We start from the raw sequence: 18,352 nt of genomic DNA on the forward strand, positions 1-18,352 counted from the left end.
TATATAAAAATACCCCCTCTGTCAATTATGAATAGTCAGATAAGTTCATAAATGTTGCATGATTTCATCTTGTGCCCTTTTGCGCGGGGGTGATATGGTAGTAATACTGTTAGTCCGCGTGGAGGAGGCATGCCTGTGAATGCAAACAATTCGGGAGATAACCGTAAGCTGTATATCAAACTTTTATTGAGCACAATTCTGTGTACTGTCCTCACTCTGTTAGTATCCTCCGCCATTTACTTCGTCAATTACCGGAACATCAATTTGAACCAGGTGTATCAGACCGATTTGGAGAATCTCACCCAAACCAGCCGGGAAGTCATCTCCATGACGGAAAGCGCGCAATCGCTTACATTCCAGCTGTACCGGAACGGGAACATCAGCAAGCTGATGTTTTACGAGAACCCGGATATTTACGATACGACCGCGGCCATGAGGGAATTAAGTAATTACTTGAATTCCATGCCTTACATCGATTCCATCTACGTATACAATCCCAAAGCCAGTTATGTATATATCGCCTCGAACTCGGGTCAGAACGGTCTCATGACCAAGGAAGAGCTGGCGGACAAAGACATTTTGAACGTACTGGACCATTTTCAGGAATTCAAGCCTTTCGTGCCCATCCCCAGAACTTATCTGAAAAGCGCTTCCAGCGCGGAGAAAAGCAAGGTGTACACCTATCTGTGCTATGATGCGATCGGCAACAATAACGCTTTGAACTCCGCGATTATCGTCAACATCTCCACCGATTGGATCAATAAAGATATCGGCAAGCCCAAAGGCAAGGAAGGAAGCAGCTCCTTCATTATCGATATGAAAGGCCGAACGCTCGCCGGCGACCTCCCCGACTTCGCCCAGGCGCTGACACCGGATTCGGCCATTACCAAGCAAATTATGAGCAATAAAGGCTCCGGCTACTTCATCGATCAGGTCGGAGGACATAAATCGTTGATCTCTTACACGGCCCCCGACTCGCTAGAATGGCGGTACATCCGCATAACGTCTTATGCAGCAATCATCGAGAAAATCAACAACATACGGACAACGACCATTTACATCGGATTTGCTATCCTGCTGGCCGGTCTGCTCGTATCCTGGCACTTGTCCCGTAAGCTCTATGTACCGATCGATCGAATCGTAACGAGAATGAAAGCGTTGGAATCGGATAAACGGAATTCACTATTTACGCTGAAACAAGATGTCCTGCGGAAGCTGCTTCAAGGGCAAGAGCCCGTTACGGCCAAAATGATGCGGGATAAACGCAGCGAGCTTGGCATCTCCTTCGATTTCCAAAGCGATTACCGGTTGATTCTGCTGCGGATTGACGGGTTTGAGCCTTTCATGCACAACCATCAGGACGACCTGCACGTTTATAAATATGCGATTATGAATATTTCCTCGGAAATAGCTTCGCAAGCGTTCCAGGTGGAAACGGTGGATATCGGCAGCGATAGCACGGTGCTGCTCGTGAATGCGCAGAACACGCCGACGGGCGGAGATCAGAGTATGCTGCAGGCGCTTCTGAAGCAAATTCAGAAAGCCGTCAGCGAGCTGCTCAAAATCAGCTTGTCGATCACCTATAGCCCGCTCAGTTCCCAGCCGCAGGATCTTGTCCCTCTGTACCGCAGCGTTGTCGAGGCTTCGGAGCATCGCGTGTTCCTTGGACCGGGCTGCCTGATCGCCTCCTTGGATCACCAAATGCGGGAAACGGACGATTACTTATTCACCGTGGAGAAAGAGAAGAAGCTGATTGATGCGTTAATGGCCGGCAAGGTTGCCGAAGCCAAGAAATTGTACAGCGTTATTATTGAAGAAACACGGCCTTATCCGATCAGCGTCTTTCAAGCAACCTTATCGCGTTTAACGATCACGCTGAATGGCGTCCTGCATACGATACTCAAGAATAACGCCCTCGATGTCCCCGCGGGACTGCAGTTATCCCGTCATTCGTTAGCCAAACTCGAAACGATCGAACAGATTGAAGCCGTCGTCTTCGAAATGTTCGATGACATCAAGCGGCGGCTCGACGACAAGCGGAGCATGAAGCAGGACGATCTCATCCGTAAAATTAACGATATGATTGAACAGCACTGCGGTAACCCCAACCTTTGTCTGAACTGGATAGCCGATGAGCTGGATATGTCGCCGATCTATTTGAGCCGGGTCTATAAGCAAAACACCATGAATGCCGTTGTCGATGTCATTAATACGATGCGGATGGAACGCGCCAAAGATCTGCTCAAGCATTCTGATTTGCCCATTGCCGATATCGCCGAGCGGATCGGATATACCAACAGTTCCTATTTCTACCGCATGTTCAAGAAAAATTTTGGCGTTACGCCTACCGATTACCGCAAAAGCGAGCTGCTCGAGCCTGGCAACCAAGCCTCGACCTAAAACAGGTGTCCCGGAAGTGGGACACCCACTTTAGGTTTGGCGGGAGCCTGCTGATTCAATACGAAAAATCATACACATTTGTTGGTTTAACGGCGGATTTGATAATTTTATATGAAATATCATACACATTCCCGCTTAGGGAGAGATTTCTGATGATTGTATATGAAAAATCATATATAATCCCATATTTGGTAGGAGCCTTCAGCCAGATCGCTAAGCTTGACGCGAGGTGAAGTCTGCTCCGCACATAACGCACAGCGGACTAACCGCACGACGTGGCTCCAAAAACCGCCGAAAGAGGGTGTCCCAAAAGGCACCCTCTTTCAATTCCGTCATCTGCCCCAATTTACAACTCGCCGTTACATTTACTTTGGGGACAGCTCCGGTTCCTTATTTAATACCTTTCTCACTCACATATTGCAGCCATTGCTTCTTGTACTCGGCTTGAACCTTCTCCAGTCCGGCCTGTTTGGCCTTCTCCATGAACGTTTTCAAGCCTGCTTCCACATCCGCTACAAGCCCCATCTGCAGAGGCCACAAGTACTGCTTCTCCACTTGCTCCAGCGCCGCCTTCTCCGCTTGATAGGAGCTGTAATCTTCGGCAAAGCCCGTGAACAAGTCCGGCTTCTGGATTTTATCCAAATCATTATAGATCGCTTTCACGCCATCAAAGCTCTTCTCGAACAACATAAACTGCGGATTGCGCCATGCCCAGGAATTCATGGACTCGCGAGGAAAGCCGTTCGAGTTGTTATCGCCGATCATTTTATAATAGCCGTTTTCAACCTGGAAGTTTTTCCCTTCAATGCCGTAAGAGGTTAGCCAGTTATACGTTTTATCCGTAACCATTTTCTCGTAAAATTCGAGCGCACGCTCCGCATTTTTACTGCTTTTCGGAATGGCGAAGCCATTGTGGATCGGATGAACCGGCGTCGCATACCCTTTGATAACCGGGAATGGGTAATACTCCAGATTCCAATCCGGATGCGTCGACTTCATTTTGTTCAGGGAATCGTTGAAGCGCGCCGGGTTATCCCCGAACTCCGCCGCCGCTTTCCCGCTGACCAGTTGGTCCCAGGTGGAATCCTTCACGTTCAGCACGTTTTTCGGAATGAAGCCTTTATCCATCCAGCGCTTGGCGATCTTGATGTCGCCCAGATGCTCCTCGGAGCCCCAGTAAGAATAGACCTCGCCAGGCTTATTGTAATTGATGCCAATGCCATAAAGCGGCGAGCCAATGCTGTTATGGACGACGTCTCTCAGCCCGTTAATAATCAAGTTGCCGTCACCGCCGCTGGCGAATGGCAGCATGTTCGGTTCATTTTTCTTAATGCCGTCCATGTAGGCTTCGAAGGTTTCCATCGATGTCGGCTTCGGCAAATTATATTTCGCCCTCAAATCCTCGCGCCAAACGAAGCCGTTAGTCACATATTCTTTGAAGGTCGCCGGTACGGTGTAGATTTTGCCGTCGATTTTCACGGCGTCCCACATGTCCTTTGGGACATATCGGTTCAGCGTCGGGGCAACTTTCGGCAAAATGTCGTCAAGCGGCAGGAAGGCGCCCTTCTTGGCATACGATTGATACTGCGTCCAGTCGGCTGTGAAGATCAAGTCCACTTGCTGTCCGGAGGAAAGCAGCAGCTTATATTTCTGATCCCAGTCGGTCCAGGTGGTGTAATTGAATTTGACTGTCGTATTCAAATCTTTCAGCGCCAGCTTGTTCACTTCGTCCTGAATGATTTGCAGATCTTTGGGAGCATTGCCAAGCATATAGAATTGCAGCTCGACCTTCTCTCTTTTGGGCGCTTCCGCCTTGGCTGTAGCCGCCGGGGCTGCCGCACTCGCTGCCGGCGCTGCCGTTTCCTGTTTAGGCTCCGGGGCGCTGCTGCAGCCTGTTAGAGCCGTAACAACCAGCGCTCCGGACAGGATGGCCGAGAATCGGGGTGATGATGGCTTTTTCATGTGAATCCTCCCTTTAGTGTGTAATGATATGTCAGCCGAGAAGGTGGACGCATGCTTGCCCCTTCTTCGGTTCTAACCTTTGACAGCACCGATTGTCAATCCCTTGACGAAATATCGCTGCACGAACGGATACAGGAACAGGATCGGCCCTGTGACGACAATGGCCATCGCCATCTTCGTCGATTCCGTCGGCATTTCGCCCGTCATGACGACACCGGTGCCTGCCCCCATCTGCGAGATGAAGCGCATCGTGTTGATCACGTTGTACAAATAATATTGCAGCTCATACTTGTTCGGATCATTGATGAACAGCGAGGACATGAACCAGCCGTTCCAATAATGCAGCGCCAGGAACAAGCCGACGGTTGCGATGCCGGGCATCGACAATTGCAGCACGACGCTGTAGTAAATTTTGAAATCGTTGGCACCGTCAATCTTGGCGGACTCGATGAGTTCTTCGGGAATGGCGGATTTCATGAAGCTGCGCATCAGAATGATGAGAAACGGGCTCATCAGTCCCGGCAGCACAAGCACCGCATAAGTGTCCGTCAGCTTCAGATAGCTGGCCAGAAGAATATACCAAGGGACCAAGCCGCCGCCGAACAGCGTAGTGAAATAAATATAGAACGCGAATTGATTGCGGTAGCGAAAATCTTTGCGCTGCAGCACGTAGCCCGCCATCGTCATGAAGAACAAGCCGAGCGCCGTTCCGACAATCGTGACCAGAATCGTTACGCTGTATGCCTTAAGTACCTGTTCAGGGAAGCGGAACACCGTTTTATAGCCTTCAATCGAAAACACCTTGGGGAAGAAGTGATAGCCGCTTCTAAGAATCGACTCGTTTTGCGTGAAGGACGCTGAAATTATCATCAGGAAGGGAAACAAACACACCAGGAAAGAGACGATAATGACGGCGTAGGCCAGCGTTTGAAACAGCAGCATATAGTTCTCATCCTTGACTCTCAAGCTCTTAGCACCTCTTTTCCTAAAATAAAGCGTAATCGTCGTTGATTTTGCGAATGATGTAATTCACCGTCACGATCAGAATAAAACCGAACAGCGATTGATAAAGCCCGGCCGCCGTCGCCATCCCCACATCGAACGTCACTTTCAAGGAACGGTACACATAGGTGTCGACGATGTCCGTGGCATTGAACAACACGCCGTTATTTCCAATTAATTGGTAAAATAAGTCGAATTGCCCTTTCATAATGCTCCCTAACGCGAACAATAGCAGGACAACAAAGGTTGGCTTCAGCATCGGGATTGTAATGTGCCAGACACGTTGAAAAATGTTAGCGCCGTCGATCTTGGCGGCCTCGTAATATTCATCGCTGATCCCGGTTATGGCAGCCAAATAGATGACCATGCTGTATCCGAGATTCTTCCACAGGTAAAACAAAATAATGAGGAAAATCCAGGCCCACGGCGTGTTGTACACATCGACCGGCTCATAACTGAACTCTTTTAACGTCGTATTCAGAAATCCGCTTTCGTAGTTAAACAAGTTGTAGACGATAACGCTCAGGATAACAAAAGAAATGAAATACGGCAGGAACATGACCGATTGCGCCATCTTCTTGAACCAGGCGCTGCGAATCTCGCTTAGCAATATAGCGCACATAATGGCGAATACGTTGCCTAATATAATGAAAGCCAAATTATAGCCAAGCGTGTTCAGCGTCAATCGCAGCAAAATGCCGGATTTCCATAGAAATGAGAAATTATCCAGGCCGACGAATGGGCTGCCGAACAGTCCGGCGTTGAAATCGAAGCGCGTAAACGCATAATAGATGCCCACCATTGGAATGTACGAGTTAATGAAGAAGAAGATCAGCGTGGGGAGCAGCATGAGAAACATAATTTTGTTCGTCACAATTTCATACAGTAAACCTCTTCGTTTGACCATGTTCCGTTAGATCCTCCTTGGGGCGATGTGTCTTAGGATGATCATAATCAGCGGCTGTGCTTCTGGGTAGTGAAGCCTCGCTACGTCTGTGAACATAGTGGTGAAACGGGGTATGAACTATCTTAACTTCCGTGAACTGGTGATAAAAATCGATTGCCACCCAAAAGATTTCATGCTAGGCTTATTTCAAGAATATACCAATAAAGGGGAAATTGACCTATGTTGTGGTTGAATGCACATCGAGCCGATCTGGACGAGACATTTGCCGAAGGGGAACGTATCATCAACATGTTTCCTGACGGGTTGAATCGTCTCGGACTTGCTTATTTCGCCAAATTTGACATGCGCCGGGAAGATAGCACCAAGAACTACATCTGTTACCTTCTTCCCTATTGGATGAAAGAAATCGTAGCTGTGCCTGACTCGGCTGCTCGGAAGCTGTGCTTGGCCAATGTCTTCGTCATGCTGTATTACTTCGTCGTGGACGACGTTATGGATTCCGCCACTGGAGAGCACCGGGACAAGCTGCCGCTGGCCAATCTATTTCAACTGCAGTTTCAGTCGATCTATCGGGAGCTGTATCCGCCGCACTCCCCTTTCTGGCACCATTATGAATCGTATGTGCGGGAATGGGCCGATGCGGTTGCAGGCGAGTCCACACGGGATCCCTTCTATACGGATCGCAAACAAGTGGCTTGGAAGGCCAGTCCCGTCAAAAACGCCTCTACCGGCGCCCTGCTGCTTGCAGGCCGGGAAGATCTTGTGCCCGTCGTGACGGAAGCGGTCGATCAAGTGCTCATCTGTTTGCAAATGCTGGATGATTGGGTCGATTGGGAGGAAGACTTGGCGGAAGGAACGTATAACTGCTTGTTGGCTTTCTTGCGAAGGAGTGCGGATCGCCCCGGAGAAGAGCCGATGACGGCGGAGTGGGTCAAGCAGCAAGTGTTTGTCCAAGACCGGCTTGAGGGCTTCAAGGAGATTGCCGCTTCGCATCAGGAAAATGTGCGGAGGCTGGGACTGCCACTGCATGAACTCGCTCAGTTTCAAAGCGGACTCGTGAACGATCTGCAGGCGGCTGCGGATGAGATCAAAGAAAAGCGATTAAAGTTACTTTCCGGCGGTTTCTACTATTTTATGTCGGAAACTAGCAATTTTTGATAGAAAATTTTGAATATTCGTGCTATAATGATTTTGCAGGAAAAATTAGGAATTTATCCTGCGAATGACGGACTATTTTACTAGTCCGTTCAACTAAAAAAGGGGAGTGATCTGTTATGTCAACGAATGAACAACTCAAAGCGAAAATTATTCAAAAAGCCTGGGAAGACGAAGCTTTCAAAAACCAACTGTTAGCGAATCCTAAAGCTGCGCTCAAGCAAACTTTCGGTATCACCATTCCGGATGACTTCCAAGTGAAAGCCGTCGAAGAAACTTCTACCGATTTTGTACTCGTGATCCCTGCGAACCCGGCCAAGGTGCTGGTAACTGCGGGACCATCCAACCCCAACTGGTAAACTACATAAATAGAAAGGAGTTGAGCAGCTTGCTGCTCAGCTCCTTTTTTTGTTTGCATGTTGGGAGCACGTGATCGCGCAAAAGCGGGGACGGGTGAGGGGTGACGGGAAGCGAGATGAGCGGGCTGTCGCCGGCTAGGCTCGGGCGGCTAACGGACACAGAAGCCGTTATTCGGCGGTTTTGCGCCGATTCCGGGTCCTAACGGACACAGTGGACGTTATTTGCCTCGATCGGCGCGATTCTCGCGCGGAAATTAGCAAATAGCGGCTCCCCTGTCCGTTAGAGCGGCGTACCTCGGATCGGCAGTTGTGGGCCACCGACACAGCTCGGCTCCGGTGTTCACGGCCGCGCCTGTTCACGGCGCACGAAGCTCCGCGGCCGAGGCCCGGAACCGGCTAACGGACACAGAAGCCGCTATTCGGCGGTTTTGCGCCGATTCCGGGTCCTAACGGACACAGTGAACGTTATTTGCCTCGATCAGCGCGATTCTCGCGCGGAAATTGGCAAATAGCGGCTCTCCTGTCCGTTAGAGCGCAAACCGGCCGCGTTCCCCGGCATTAACGGCCGTGGTGTCCGTTAGAGCGGCGTACCTCGGAGCGATCGGCAGTTGTGGGCCGCCGGCACAGCTCGGCTCCGGTGTTCACGGCCGCGCCTGTTCACGGCGCACGAAGCTCCGCGGCCGAGGCCCGGAACCGGCTAACGGACACAGAAGCCGCTATTCGGCGGTTTTGCGCCGATCCCGGACCCTAACGGACACAGCGAACGTTATTTGCCTCGGTCAGCGCGATTTTCGCGCGGAAATTGGCAAATAGCGGCTCCCCTGTCCGTTAGAGCGCGAACCGGCCGCGTTCACCGGCATTAACGGCCGTGGTGTCCGTTAGAGCGGCGTACCCCGGAGCGCTCGCGACTGAGGGCCGCCTGCACAGCTCGGCACCGCTGTTCGCGGCGCGCCGTTCACGGCGCACGAAGCACCGCGCCCGCGCCCCCCGTTTCCGGCTAACGGACACAGAAGCCGCTATTCGGCGGTTTTGCGCCGATTCCGGGTCCTAACGGACACAGTGGACGTTATTTGCCTCGATCGGCGCGATTCTCGCGCGGAAATTGGCAAATAGCGGCTCCCCTGTCCGTTAGAGCGCAAACCGGCCGCGTTCCCCGGCATTAACGGCCGTGGTGTCCGTTAGAGCGCGACCGCTCGCCAACTCACCCCGCCTCCGCTTCTTTCACGCGCGGGAAGCACATGACGACCTCCGTCTCGATATACCGCTGGCTCTTGAACTCGATCGTCCCCTTCATGGCCTCAACGATTTGGAAGGTAACCATGAGACCGAGGCCTGTACCCTTCGTTTTGGTCGAGAAATAAGGCTCCCCTAACTTCGCCAACTTCGCCGGTTCAATTCCCTCCCCATTGTCTTTGATATGAATGTAGATGTGCTCCTGCTTCTCATAAGCCCAGATATGAATCTGGCCTTCACCATCCTCTTGGAAAGCTTCTATGCTATTTTTGATAAGATTAATCAGCACTTGCTTGAACTTCGAAACATTGCCGCGAATATAAAGCCCGGAAGGAACATGAACCGTAATTCGTCCGCCATGCAAAGTAGCGAGAGGCACAATAATGCCTTCGATTTGTTTGATTTCATTGGCTACATTGAGGTCCGCCAAGTCTTCCAGCTGCGGTTTCGAGAAGCTCAGAAAATCGGTAATAATCGTCGAAGCCCGGTCCAGCTCCTCGATGGCTACTCGCATGTATTCTTGATTTTTGCCATCTGTACGGGAAGCGACAAGCTGAAGGAAACCTCTTGTGACCTGCAGCGGATTCCTCACCTCATGGGCGACGGATGCAGCCAGCGCGCTAATGATTTCCATTTTCTCAGACAGCTGGAGCTGGTGATTGTAAAATTCGAGTTCCTTGGAATAATTCATCATCAGTGCCTGATTCATGGCGAAGCGTCTGACCAGAATGACCACGAGGGCAATAAATAAGGCGATCACCCCCCATTTCCACAGAAAAAACTGGTAATTCCCGGAAGAGGCGTAATAGTTGGTCAAATCCAATATGCCCATAGACGCCAACATCGCAAAGCCGCTGGAAAAAATGACCGCTTCCTTATTCCCTTTGCGAACCAGCTTAATGCATAAACCAATGATCAATATGAATTGGCAAACCATGATTACGGCCAAAACCGTAACGGATGCGAAAAAGTAGACATTGAGCAGTTGATTACGACTCAGCAGATTCACGCACATGAGTAAAATTAACAAGCCGGAGTAAGCCATTTGGAACTTCCGAAACCAGCGTACCCATGTAAACCTGCCGTCATCGAAGATCCGTTCAATAAAATAAGTGAGTGCCGGCAAAAATAAAAAAAGCGCGACATCGAATGAAGCACTATAAATACCGCCATATTGCGTGAAGTTGGCGTACATGAAGGGCGAGTAAGTGATGAAAATAACGCCTACCGATAAACTAAGCACACTGATGATCGCCCAGCTTTGGAATTGACCGCGGTTCAGAAAAACGGAACCGATCAGCATGATCGCAGCGATGAAAAGAAATGAACATCCGAAAATGATATTTTGCAGATCCTTCAGCATGAACGACCGCATTAACGCTGTGTAATGGCCGAGTCTGACATCGGAGTATATGCTTAACCGGTCCATTGAAGTCTCAAGCTTCAAATAGACCGTTTTCTCCCCATCCTCGCTGCTGATCGGAAATAAGCTTCGTTGGGTATCGTAGGGAAAATGATAATTCGCCTCCCAAACGACATGATGGTCTATGTATACTTTCGTTCGTTGTGACCGAATATCTTCTATGTACATCCCATAGTCTTTAGGTATGCCGGACGGAAGCTGAATTTTGATCCAAGCCGATGTAACAAGCGCCGGTTTATGCGGTGCAGGTTGACCGTTTCTCACGGCAATCCACTTATCCGGTGAAATTAATTCCACTTCCTCCAATCCGCCCGGAGGATCGCCCCACATAACGCTCCATTCTGGAATCGTTTTCATTTCAATAGATTGTTCATTTTCATGAGCTCGCGAACCTGTCCATACACTAGATAATATGACAATAATTAAACCTATCCAGCACATCTGAATGACCCGCTTCACGCTTTCACCTTCCCCGACAAAACTTACAGCCTTGAACAATGACATAGGCATTAACATTATTTCGACAATCCGACCACCTTTCCTTCTTTTACCAAGTAAACATTAGAAGAGCAAAAATAACCGCCCCCCTGTTCACATAACGGGGAAAGCGGTTATTAAGCGCCGCCAGACTATCCTGACGGCTTCCCATTATAAGTTCAAACGATACATCGCTTTATTCTCCAACCCGCGGATAACCGGGGTCCAGGCATCCGTTTCCGGCGTTACCTGCAAGCTATCCTCGACCATCTGGAGCTTCGCATCCATCGAGTCGATGTAGTGCAGGGCGACGGCTTCCGGGATTTGCGGCAGCACCGGGCTTCCCCATTCCGGCAAATTATGATGGGACAGCACGATGTGCTGCAGCCCGATCACCACATCGGACTGCAGGTCCAGCCCATGGTGCAGTGCCGCTTCCGTGATCCAGCTCGACGCCATCGAAATATGACCGAGCAGCTTGCCCTGCACGCTGTATTCCGTGACGATGCCCAGCTGGGCGGTCATTTCTTCCGGTTTGGCGATATCGTGCAGAATGATACCCGCTTTAATCAGGTCGGGATTAAGGAATGGGCGCTGCTTGCAAATGAACTCGCCGATTTCCAGCATACGCACAATGTGATAGGCGAGACCTGCGAAATATGCGTGATGATGCGTTTTGGCGGCCGGATAGTGGTTCAGCTTCTCTCCTACTTTGGCCACACAGTACGATACGATGGATTTCACCGCCTCATTCGTGATGCTGGCCATAACGTTATTTATCGTATGAATGAGATCCATCGGACTTATGGGAGCCGACCGGATGAAGTCCGTCATCTGCACGCCATCTTCGGGCAGCACCTTGCGGATTCTCCCGATTTTCACCTGTAATTTATCCCGGTATGTCTGCACGAGCCCTTGGACCTTCACGAGCGTCATCGGGAAAAAGGTTTCCTTGTCCGCCGCGCTGACATCCCACATCTTGGCGGTGACTTGCCCGCTGGCATCGCACAGCACGATATCCATGAAATCTTTGGCCGGCGTCGTATTCGTTTGTTTAATTTCCAATTCTTTAATTAGATAGAAACCGAGAAATTCATCTGGGGCTTGCATGTGCTTAATTAACGTCATTTTAGTTCCTCCATATGTCATTAGGAACTATTATACTATGAAAATGGAGGAAAGGCGGCATACAAAATGATAGAGTCGTTCTACGGCCCCTGCATCGCCTGCATCACCATCTCTCCGAAAGCCTCCGGTTCGTTCGCATAATTATAAATGCCAAGGAATGCCTGCGTCACTGCAGGATTCGCGGCGATAACTTGATTCACGATCGCTTGCTCTGCCGTAACGGGAGTAACTTTCGTCATTTGGCAAGCCATCCCGTAGCGGGACATCAGCTTGGACTCCATCGCCGCTTGATAACGCCCTGCCAACTGTTCCCAATTGCCGGCCCAATCCTCTTCCTCGGATAAGAGCGAGGTCAGCAATCGAGCGCCGTAGATCGCATCGTGCATGCCCTGCCCCACCGCGGGATCCTTGAAAGAAACGGCGTCTCCGACAAGCGCCCAGCCCTGGCCCAGCCCTTGAAACCAGTCGTTATCATAGCCCAGCAGTCCTCGAACCGGCTCTTCCAGCTTCGCTGCGCGCAACCGCTCGGGGAAGCCTGTGTCCGGGAACCCGCAATCGACAAGCTCGCGGAAAGCTGCCTCCGGTCCGGATTTGAATTTGTCCATCCATTCCGTGCTCACCAGCGGAAACATGACGCCAACAACGACGAGTTCGTCGCTAGTGGGGAATAGGATCGCCAGACGATCTCTCATTTTATAAAACTCCACACAAGGCTCCCCCTCCTGCCGATACCCGGAAAAGTAACCTACATACGAAGCATAGTCCGTCGGTACAGCCATTATCCGCTCGCTCCGCACCAAATCGCGCACCGTCGAATGGCGGCCGTCCGCTCCGACCACCAGCCTGGCTGTGAATTGCTCTCTACGGCCATCGCGTCCCACGCCTGCAATACCAGTGACCGTATCGCCTTGCCGCAATACATCCGTAACCCGAAACCCTTGAATGGCGGTAACGAGCGGTGAAGCTGCCGCATGCTCGAACAGAATGGAATCTAAATATTTGCGTCTGATGCACAAGCAGCACGATTCACCGGACACCTCGGGATACAGGCCGTCAATTACGGCATCGTCCATTCGCACATAAGCCCTCCGGTACAAGGGGGTGCCCGTCTGCAGCAGCTTGTCCAGTACACCCATTTCCCTAAGCATAGCCACCGAATTGTTAAAAAAGTTATGCGTCGACAACATATCGCTTGGAAAAACAGACCGCTCCACGAGCAGCACTTTGAAGCCGGCCTGCGACAATTCATAAGCGAGCGAAGATCCGGCAACGCGCGCCCCGACGACAATCACATCATAATTCATGCTTTCCACTCCTCATCTGTTGAACTGTTTTCAGCTTAACAGATGCGTGGGGTGCGGCCAGCTAACGAAAGATATATGCGATCGTTATATTTTACTTTCATTCGCTTTCTGAACCGCCTGCACTCTCCCGTTCACCTGCAATTTGCTGTAGATCCGGTGGAGATGCAGCTTCACCGTGCCTTCCGACAACACCAGCCGCTCGGCAATGGCCTTGTTCGACAAGCCCTCCGCCATAAGCTGCAGCACTTCCCGCTCGCGAGGAGTCAGCGTATGCACGGAGCTTGCGCTCTGACGCTCCCCCGCGTGCCCCTCCTGAGCGATAGATACTATGCTTTGCAGATAAGACAGCGATACCCCGTCCGACTGAATGTCCGGCATATATTTGCTTCGCCGTACCTCGGCATAGCGGGTAAGCAAAGCCGATAGCTCCTTTCCGGCAAATATGCGCAAGTAACCCTCCTGCTCTCCCAAGCAAAGCGCCTTATGCAGCTGAAGCAGCGACGTATGAGGCTCATCCAACCAGTGATGAATTTGCGCCAGACACAGCCGAACCTCGATCTCCGTCATGATGCTGCCGGAGGACTGCGCCTTCCGCATGAGCTTCTCGCACCATAGAAGTGCTTCGCGGATATCGCCTCCGGCCATTAAGACACGGATGAACGTCAGCAGCTCGTCGTCCTGGTCGCCGATCATCTCGTTTCTTTTGCCCCATGAGGCAGCCGCCATCCATGGGCCGGTATCCTCCGTAATGCCAACCTCCAGCCGGCAGCGAATGTAATACGCATAGAGCAGGTCGTGCCACCGGGAACCCGGGAGATCCTCTGCGTTCACATACGCCATTGCTTCCCGAAGGATGGCAAGAGCAGATTCCGCCCCTTCTCGATCTCTTGTGATCTTAGAACGAACGATCTCTGCAGGCACATAAGCCCCCATAACCCGGTTCAACCTCGCAAGGCGAACCGCATCGTCGGCCCAACGCAGCGCTTCGTCGAGCCGGTTCTGCTCATAACAAACTTCGCTCAGCGCCGCCCTTTGATAAGCCGTGAACGGGTAATCGTGAAACCCGTGCTTGTCAATGAATGAGCCGTATAACCGGTGATAGCGCTTCGCCTGTTTGATCCGTCCGCGAAACCCGTAATAGCTGCGAATCAGCGGCAAACTTCCGGCGTTCATCTCCACCCCCATGCTGAACAGCATCGGCACATCTTGAAGGTCCGGCAGGCTCTCCTCCTCGCACATCTGCTGCAGCAAGGAATAGCACAGAGGGAAATCGCCCGCCAGCATGGCCTGAAAGCACCGGACCACTTTCAAATCCTCTCTGACTCCGATCAATTGCGGCGTGAGGGCATGAGCAGGCAGCTGCAGCGCGCGGTGCAGCGTATGGATGTGGACCTCCGTCTGCTCTTTGCGCCCCAGAAGCAGCTCCGTCCACACTTGAATCATCAGCATTTCCGGACGCTCCCGCACAGCGGACGGCAACTGCAGCAGCCATCTGTGCAGGGTGGCCAGCTCCCTTCGCTTGAGCATCTCCGGCGCACTCTGCAGGATGAGACCCGCTGCCCGGCCGTACGCCGCTGCCGATAGCGCATGCTCGACGGCTTCTGCCGTGAAGCCTTGCTCCGCAAACCATTCGCATGCCGCCCTGTGGAGACCGCTCGCTTCCGCCCCCTCCAACTTGCTGCGCAAGAAGCTGGCGAACAAATGATGATACCGGTACCAATGCCTCTCCGCATCCAAGGGAATAACGAATAAGTTCGCTTTCTCCATGTCCTGAAGCTCGTCCACCTGAACATCGCGCCCGATAAGCGCCGAGCAAAGTCCGGCGTTCATCCGCTCCGACACCGACGTTTTCACCAGGAACGACCGAACGCGATCGGGCATATGGTCGAAAACCTCTTCCATCAAATAATCCACGACATACCGGTGATTTCCCTTGAAATCGTTCAACGCCTGGGGATGACCCGACAGATGGGTGAGCACAGCCAGCTGAACGCCGGCCGCCCACCCCTCCGTGCGCTCCGTTAACAGCTGCATAACCGCTTCACTAGGCGTGTCGCCGGTTTGCTTCAGCCAGAACGCCTTCATCTCATCCGGGGAGAAACGCAAATCCTTCAAACCGATTTCACACAGCTGGCCTCTGGCACGGAGCTTGCCGACGGCAATCGGCGGCTGCTTGCGGCTTAGCAGAATAAGATGGACATGCGGCGGCATACGGTCAAGGAAATAAGCAACCTGGGAATGGATCTCTTGGGAATCGATCACATGGTAATCATCGAGTACAAGCAGCACATCATGATGGATGTCAAATAAATCATGAAGCAGCCAATCAATCATTTCTTCCGCCGAGAACGAAATCGTTCGCAATAAGGAAAGCGATTTGTGGCCGAGCGCTGGATACAGCCGATGAAAGGCTGCTATGACATAAGTCCAGAACCGGAGCATGTCATTCTCCCCTTGATCCAAGGAAACCCATGCGACGGGTACGGACCCGTGCAGCAGCCATTCGCCGACCAGCGTTGTTTTGCCGAAGCCCGGCGGCGACGTGACGAAGGTCACTTTGCAGGATAGCGCCTTGGACATGCCGGCCATCAAATGCTCCCGGGGGATATGATACGATGGCTGCTGCGGCCTATTTAATTTGGTCGGCAGCAGGGGTATATTCTGAAATAGCTTCATCGAATCCTCCCCTTTGACATTCTTCACTCGAAATCCGCTGCAGTTACCAGCCGATGCGCCGGCAGCGCGCCGGCCGGCTTGCCCAGCCTCTTCCCTACCTGTGCGCGGAATGCGGAATCGCTTTCGATTCGGCGAACCAGTTCGGGGGCTGCTAACAGCCGGATATCATTTTGCCCATTTTTCATATAAAACTCAAGGATGTATTTCCTGTGCCCGATCTCTTCCTGCAGCATATCGGAGAAAGGGTGCGTTTGTGGCTGAACCTCCAGACCCGGCGGCATATGTCCATGATAAGAGCGGTACGCAATCTCATCCTTTGTCAAACGGTCAACCTCAAGGCTGCCTTCCAAACCGACTTGAATCAGATAGCGCATTGCGAGCGTCATCGGTCCCTTCCGCTTGTCGATCGGCGTATGAATCACGACCATCGAGTTGTGCTCGATCCACCCGACCTCGTAGCCCATGCTCTCGGCGGCGAGCCGTACAGGAACGAACCGCTCTTCACCGTATGCGATCGTTTCCGCTTGAAGCCGTTCCCTTGCAGATGCAGGAATGCTTCCCAATACTTCGAGTATATACGGAAGAGGAGCATATACCGTATGATTTGAGATGAACGCTTGATCCATCTTTCCTTGGTCCTGCTGCTCCAGCGTAAGGCGGATCTCTCCCTGCCTGAACGCTTCTACCGCCTTATAGCCCGAAGGCTCCTCCGCTCTCGCCTCAAGCCATTGCACAAGCGCCTTCATGTGTTCAGTCCCATCCTCATACGCATCAAACACACTAATATACGGAATATCCCATCCCTGTGCGAAAAATAAATACGTCTTCCCTGCTTCAAGGCTTGCGCCGCATTGATCCGAATCGTCGTTCGTCACTACATAAGAAGAGGCCTTCCCTTTATATACGTCGAGCGGCTGGAGAACGGCCAGCGTCTGCGACGGATAGACGTCCTCCAGGCGCAGTACGGTGGCTGAGAAAATAGCGTTCGCGGCCAAATAATCCGCTTCCTGCGTTGTCGGCCCGCGTGAGCAGGCCTGCGCCGGCGGCGCTTGAATACCTGCAAGCACGACCAGCACAAGCACTAGGCTGACTAGACGCTGCAGCCAGCTTATCATCCCTGCCCGCCTCCTTGCTTCACGCGCTCGGCAAGCACGCCGAGATCGTGCCCCTTCAAGGCGCCTTCAATGAGCTCAGGCAGCTTATCGGGCGAACAGCCAAAGCATGGAATGCCGTACTGCGACAGCTTCTTGGCCACGGCCTCATCGTAAGACGGCACGCCCTGATCGGTCAATGCCAGCAGACAGATCGTCTTGACGCCGGCTTGGTGCATCTCCGCAAGCTTCCGGATCATCTCCGTCCGGTTGCCGCCTTCGTACAGGTCCGAGACTAGAATAAACAGCGTCTTCTTCGGTTCGGTAATGAACGGCGCGCAGTATGTGATGGACTTGTTAATATCCGTTCCGCCGCCAAGCTGTATGCCGAACAGCATGTCGACCGGATCCTCGGCACATTGCTCGCTCAAATCGACGACCTCCGTATCGAAAGCAACGACGCGCGTATCCAGCGCCGGCATGCTGGCGAATATCGAGCCGACAATCGAGGCGTAGATCACGGAGCCCGCCATCGAACCGCTCTGATCGATGTCGAGAATGACCGTCCACTCCTTGCTCCGCTTGGCACGATCGAAGAAATATACCTTCTCCGGCAGCAGGAGTCCTCGTTCCTTGTCGAAATGCTTGAGATTTTTGCGGATCGTCGTCTTCCAATCGAGCCCTGTCACCGACGGCAGCGGCGAGTGCTGTCTGCGGTTCAGCGCGCCGGTCACCGCCCGGCGCAAATCCTGCGACAGCCGCTTCACGATCTCATCCACAACCGCCTTAACCAGTTGTCTGGCCGTGTCCTTCGTCTTCTCGGGGATTTTCCCTTTGAGCGCCATCAGCGTAGCCACCATCTGAATATCCGGCTTCACCTGAGCCAGCAGCTCCGGCTCGAACAACAGCTGCTTGAGGCCCCTGCGCTCGATGGCATCCCCCTGGATGACAGAAACGACATCCGGCGGGAAGAACGTGCGGATATCGCCCAGCCACTTGGCCAGCTTCGGCATGGATGCGCCTAGCCCCGCTTTGCGGGGACCGCCCGCACCCGTTCCGGCGTCACCTCCGCCGAAGGTGTCGTCATAAATGGCGGCGAGCGCTTCATCCATAAGCCGCGTTTCCTCATCAAGCATAGCTTCGCCTGTGCCATAAGCTTGCAGCTTCTCTTCGACGGCTGCACCAAGTATTAACCGCCAACGGTTTAATTGCTCCTGATCGATTGTCGTCATAGG

12 protein-coding genes are annotated in these 18,352 nt (G+C 52.3%); 3 read left to right on the top strand and 9 right to left on the bottom strand.

Going from position 1 to position 18,352, the window contains the following annotated elements:
- The first annotated feature begins 135 nt into the window (after nucleotides 1-135).
- Complete coding sequence (locus PUT07_RS03400) at nucleotides 136-2,400, top strand: AraC family transcriptional regulator (RefSeq protein ID WP_274466371.1); 2,265 nt, start codon at nucleotides 136-138, stop codon at nucleotides 2,398-2,400.
- 390 nt (nucleotides 2,401-2,790) lie between these two features.
- Here the strand turns inward: PUT07_RS03400 and PUT07_RS03405 are convergent, their stop codons facing one another.
- From PUT07_RS03405 to PUT07_RS03415, 3 genes are all read right to left on the bottom strand, one after another.
- Nucleotides 2,791-4,362 (bottom strand): extracellular solute-binding protein, encoded by a 1,572-nt coding sequence (locus PUT07_RS03405; protein ID WP_274466372.1) that lies wholly within the window; start codon nucleotides 4,360-4,362, stop codon nucleotides 2,791-2,793.
- A 72-nt stretch (nucleotides 4,363-4,434) separates the two neighbouring features.
- Nucleotides 4,435-5,304, bottom strand: coding sequence for a carbohydrate ABC transporter permease (locus PUT07_RS03410; RefSeq protein ID WP_379239630.1), 870 nt, complete (start codon nucleotides 5,302-5,304; stop codon nucleotides 4,435-4,437).
- A gap of 43 nt (nucleotides 5,305-5,347) precedes the next feature.
- Nucleotides 5,348-6,271: an ABC transporter permease gene (locus PUT07_RS03415; RefSeq protein ID WP_274466374.1), complete on the bottom strand. Its 924-nt coding sequence runs from the start codon at nucleotides 6,269-6,271 to the stop codon at nucleotides 5,348-5,350.
- Between the two features lie 219 nt (nucleotides 6,272-6,490).
- On the opposite strand from PUT07_RS03415, the gene PUT07_RS03420 reads away from it, so the two are divergent.
- Both PUT07_RS03420 and PUT07_RS03425 read left to right on the top strand, forming a co-directional pair.
- Complete coding sequence (locus PUT07_RS03420) at nucleotides 6,491-7,429, top strand: hypothetical protein (RefSeq protein WP_274466375.1); 939 nt, start codon at nucleotides 6,491-6,493, stop codon at nucleotides 7,427-7,429.
- A gap of 116 nt (nucleotides 7,430-7,545) precedes the next feature.
- A complete protein-coding gene (locus PUT07_RS03425; RefSeq protein ID WP_274466376.1) occupies nucleotides 7,546-7,785 on the top strand; it encodes an NHLP leader peptide family RiPP precursor in 240 nt (79 codons plus the stop codon).
- 1,201 nt (nucleotides 7,786-8,986) lie between these two features.
- Here the strand turns inward: PUT07_RS03425 and PUT07_RS03430 are convergent.
- The 6 genes from PUT07_RS03430 to PUT07_RS03455 form a co-directional block, all read right to left on the bottom strand.
- Nucleotides 8,987-10,798 (bottom strand): ATP-binding protein, encoded by a 1,812-nt coding sequence (locus PUT07_RS03430; RefSeq protein WP_274466377.1) that lies wholly within the window; start codon nucleotides 10,796-10,798, stop codon nucleotides 8,987-8,989.
- A gap of 291 nt (nucleotides 10,799-11,089) precedes the next feature.
- On the bottom strand, nucleotides 11,090-12,046 hold the full coding sequence (locus PUT07_RS03435) for a 3'-5' exoribonuclease YhaM family protein (RefSeq protein WP_274466378.1): 957 nt from the start codon (nucleotides 12,044-12,046) through the stop codon (nucleotides 11,090-11,092).
- An 80-nt stretch (nucleotides 12,047-12,126) separates the two neighbouring features.
- Complete coding sequence (locus PUT07_RS03440) at nucleotides 12,127-13,350, bottom strand: FAD-dependent oxidoreductase (RefSeq protein WP_274466379.1); 1,224 nt, start codon at nucleotides 13,348-13,350, stop codon at nucleotides 12,127-12,129.
- An 84-nt stretch (nucleotides 13,351-13,434) separates the two neighbouring features.
- The gene (locus PUT07_RS03445; RefSeq protein WP_274466380.1) at nucleotides 13,435-16,026 is read right to left on the bottom strand and encodes a helix-turn-helix transcriptional regulator; all 2,592 of its coding nucleotides are present in this window, start codon (nucleotides 16,024-16,026) and stop codon (nucleotides 13,435-13,437) included.
- A 23-nt stretch (nucleotides 16,027-16,049) separates the two neighbouring features.
- The gene (locus PUT07_RS03450) at nucleotides 16,050-17,141 is read right to left on the bottom strand and encodes a hypothetical protein (RefSeq protein WP_274466381.1); all 1,092 of its coding nucleotides are present in this window, start codon (nucleotides 17,139-17,141) and stop codon (nucleotides 16,050-16,052) included.
- Nucleotides 17,138-18,349 carry a VWA domain-containing protein gene (locus tag PUT07_RS03455; protein WP_274466382.1) on the bottom strand — a complete coding sequence of 404 codons (1,212 nt, stop codon included), beginning with the start codon at nucleotides 18,347-18,349 and terminating at the stop codon, nucleotides 17,138-17,140. Before PUT07_RS03455 ends, PUT07_RS03450 begins: the two co-directional genes overlap by 4 nt.
- Nucleotides 18,350-18,352 lie beyond the last annotated feature (3 nt).

Source organism: Paenibacillus sp. MAHUQ-63 (genome assembly GCF_028765165.1).
Lineage (GTDB): Bacteria > Bacillota > Bacilli > Paenibacillales > NBRC-103111 > Paenibacillus_E.

What these genes read in the sequence shown, in the direction of transcription:
- PUT07_RS03430 (WP_274466377.1), bottom strand. Translation starts at nt 10,798, where the DNA reads ATGAAAACGATTCCAGAATGGAGCGTTATGTGGGGCGATCCTCCGGGC.
- PUT07_RS03410 (WP_379239630.1), bottom strand. Translation starts at nt 5,304, where the DNA reads ATGCTGCTGTTTCAAACGCTGGCCTACGCCGTCATTATCGTCTCTTTC.
- PUT07_RS03425 (WP_274466376.1), top strand. Translation starts at nt 7,546, where the DNA reads ATGTCAACGAATGAACAACTCAAAGCGAAAATTATTCAAAAAGCCTGG.
- PUT07_RS03435 (WP_274466378.1), bottom strand. Translation starts at nt 12,046, where the DNA reads ATGACGTTAATTAAGCACATGCAAGCCCCAGATGAATTTCTCGGTTTC.
- PUT07_RS03455 (WP_274466382.1), bottom strand. Translation starts at nt 18,349, where the DNA reads ATGACGACAATCGATCAGGAGCAATTAAACCGTTGGCGGTTAATACTT.
- PUT07_RS03445 (WP_274466380.1), bottom strand. Translation starts at nt 16,026, where the DNA reads ATGAAGCTATTTCAGAATATACCCCTGCTGCCGACCAAATTAAATAGG.
- PUT07_RS03420 (WP_274466375.1), top strand. Translation starts at nt 6,491, where the DNA reads ATGTTGTGGTTGAATGCACATCGAGCCGATCTGGACGAGACATTTGCC.
- PUT07_RS03440 (WP_274466379.1), bottom strand. Translation starts at nt 13,350, where the DNA reads ATGAATTATGATGTGATTGTCGTCGGGGCGCGCGTTGCCGGATCTTCG.
- PUT07_RS03405 (WP_274466372.1), bottom strand. Translation starts at nt 4,362, where the DNA reads ATGAAAAAGCCATCATCACCCCGATTCTCGGCCATCCTGTCCGGAGCG.
- PUT07_RS03415 (WP_274466374.1), bottom strand. Translation starts at nt 6,271, where the DNA reads ATGGTCAAACGAAGAGGTTTACTGTATGAAATTGTGACGAACAAAATT.
- PUT07_RS03450 (WP_274466381.1), bottom strand. Translation starts at nt 17,141, where the DNA reads ATGATAAGCTGGCTGCAGCGTCTAGTCAGCCTAGTGCTTGTGCTGGTC.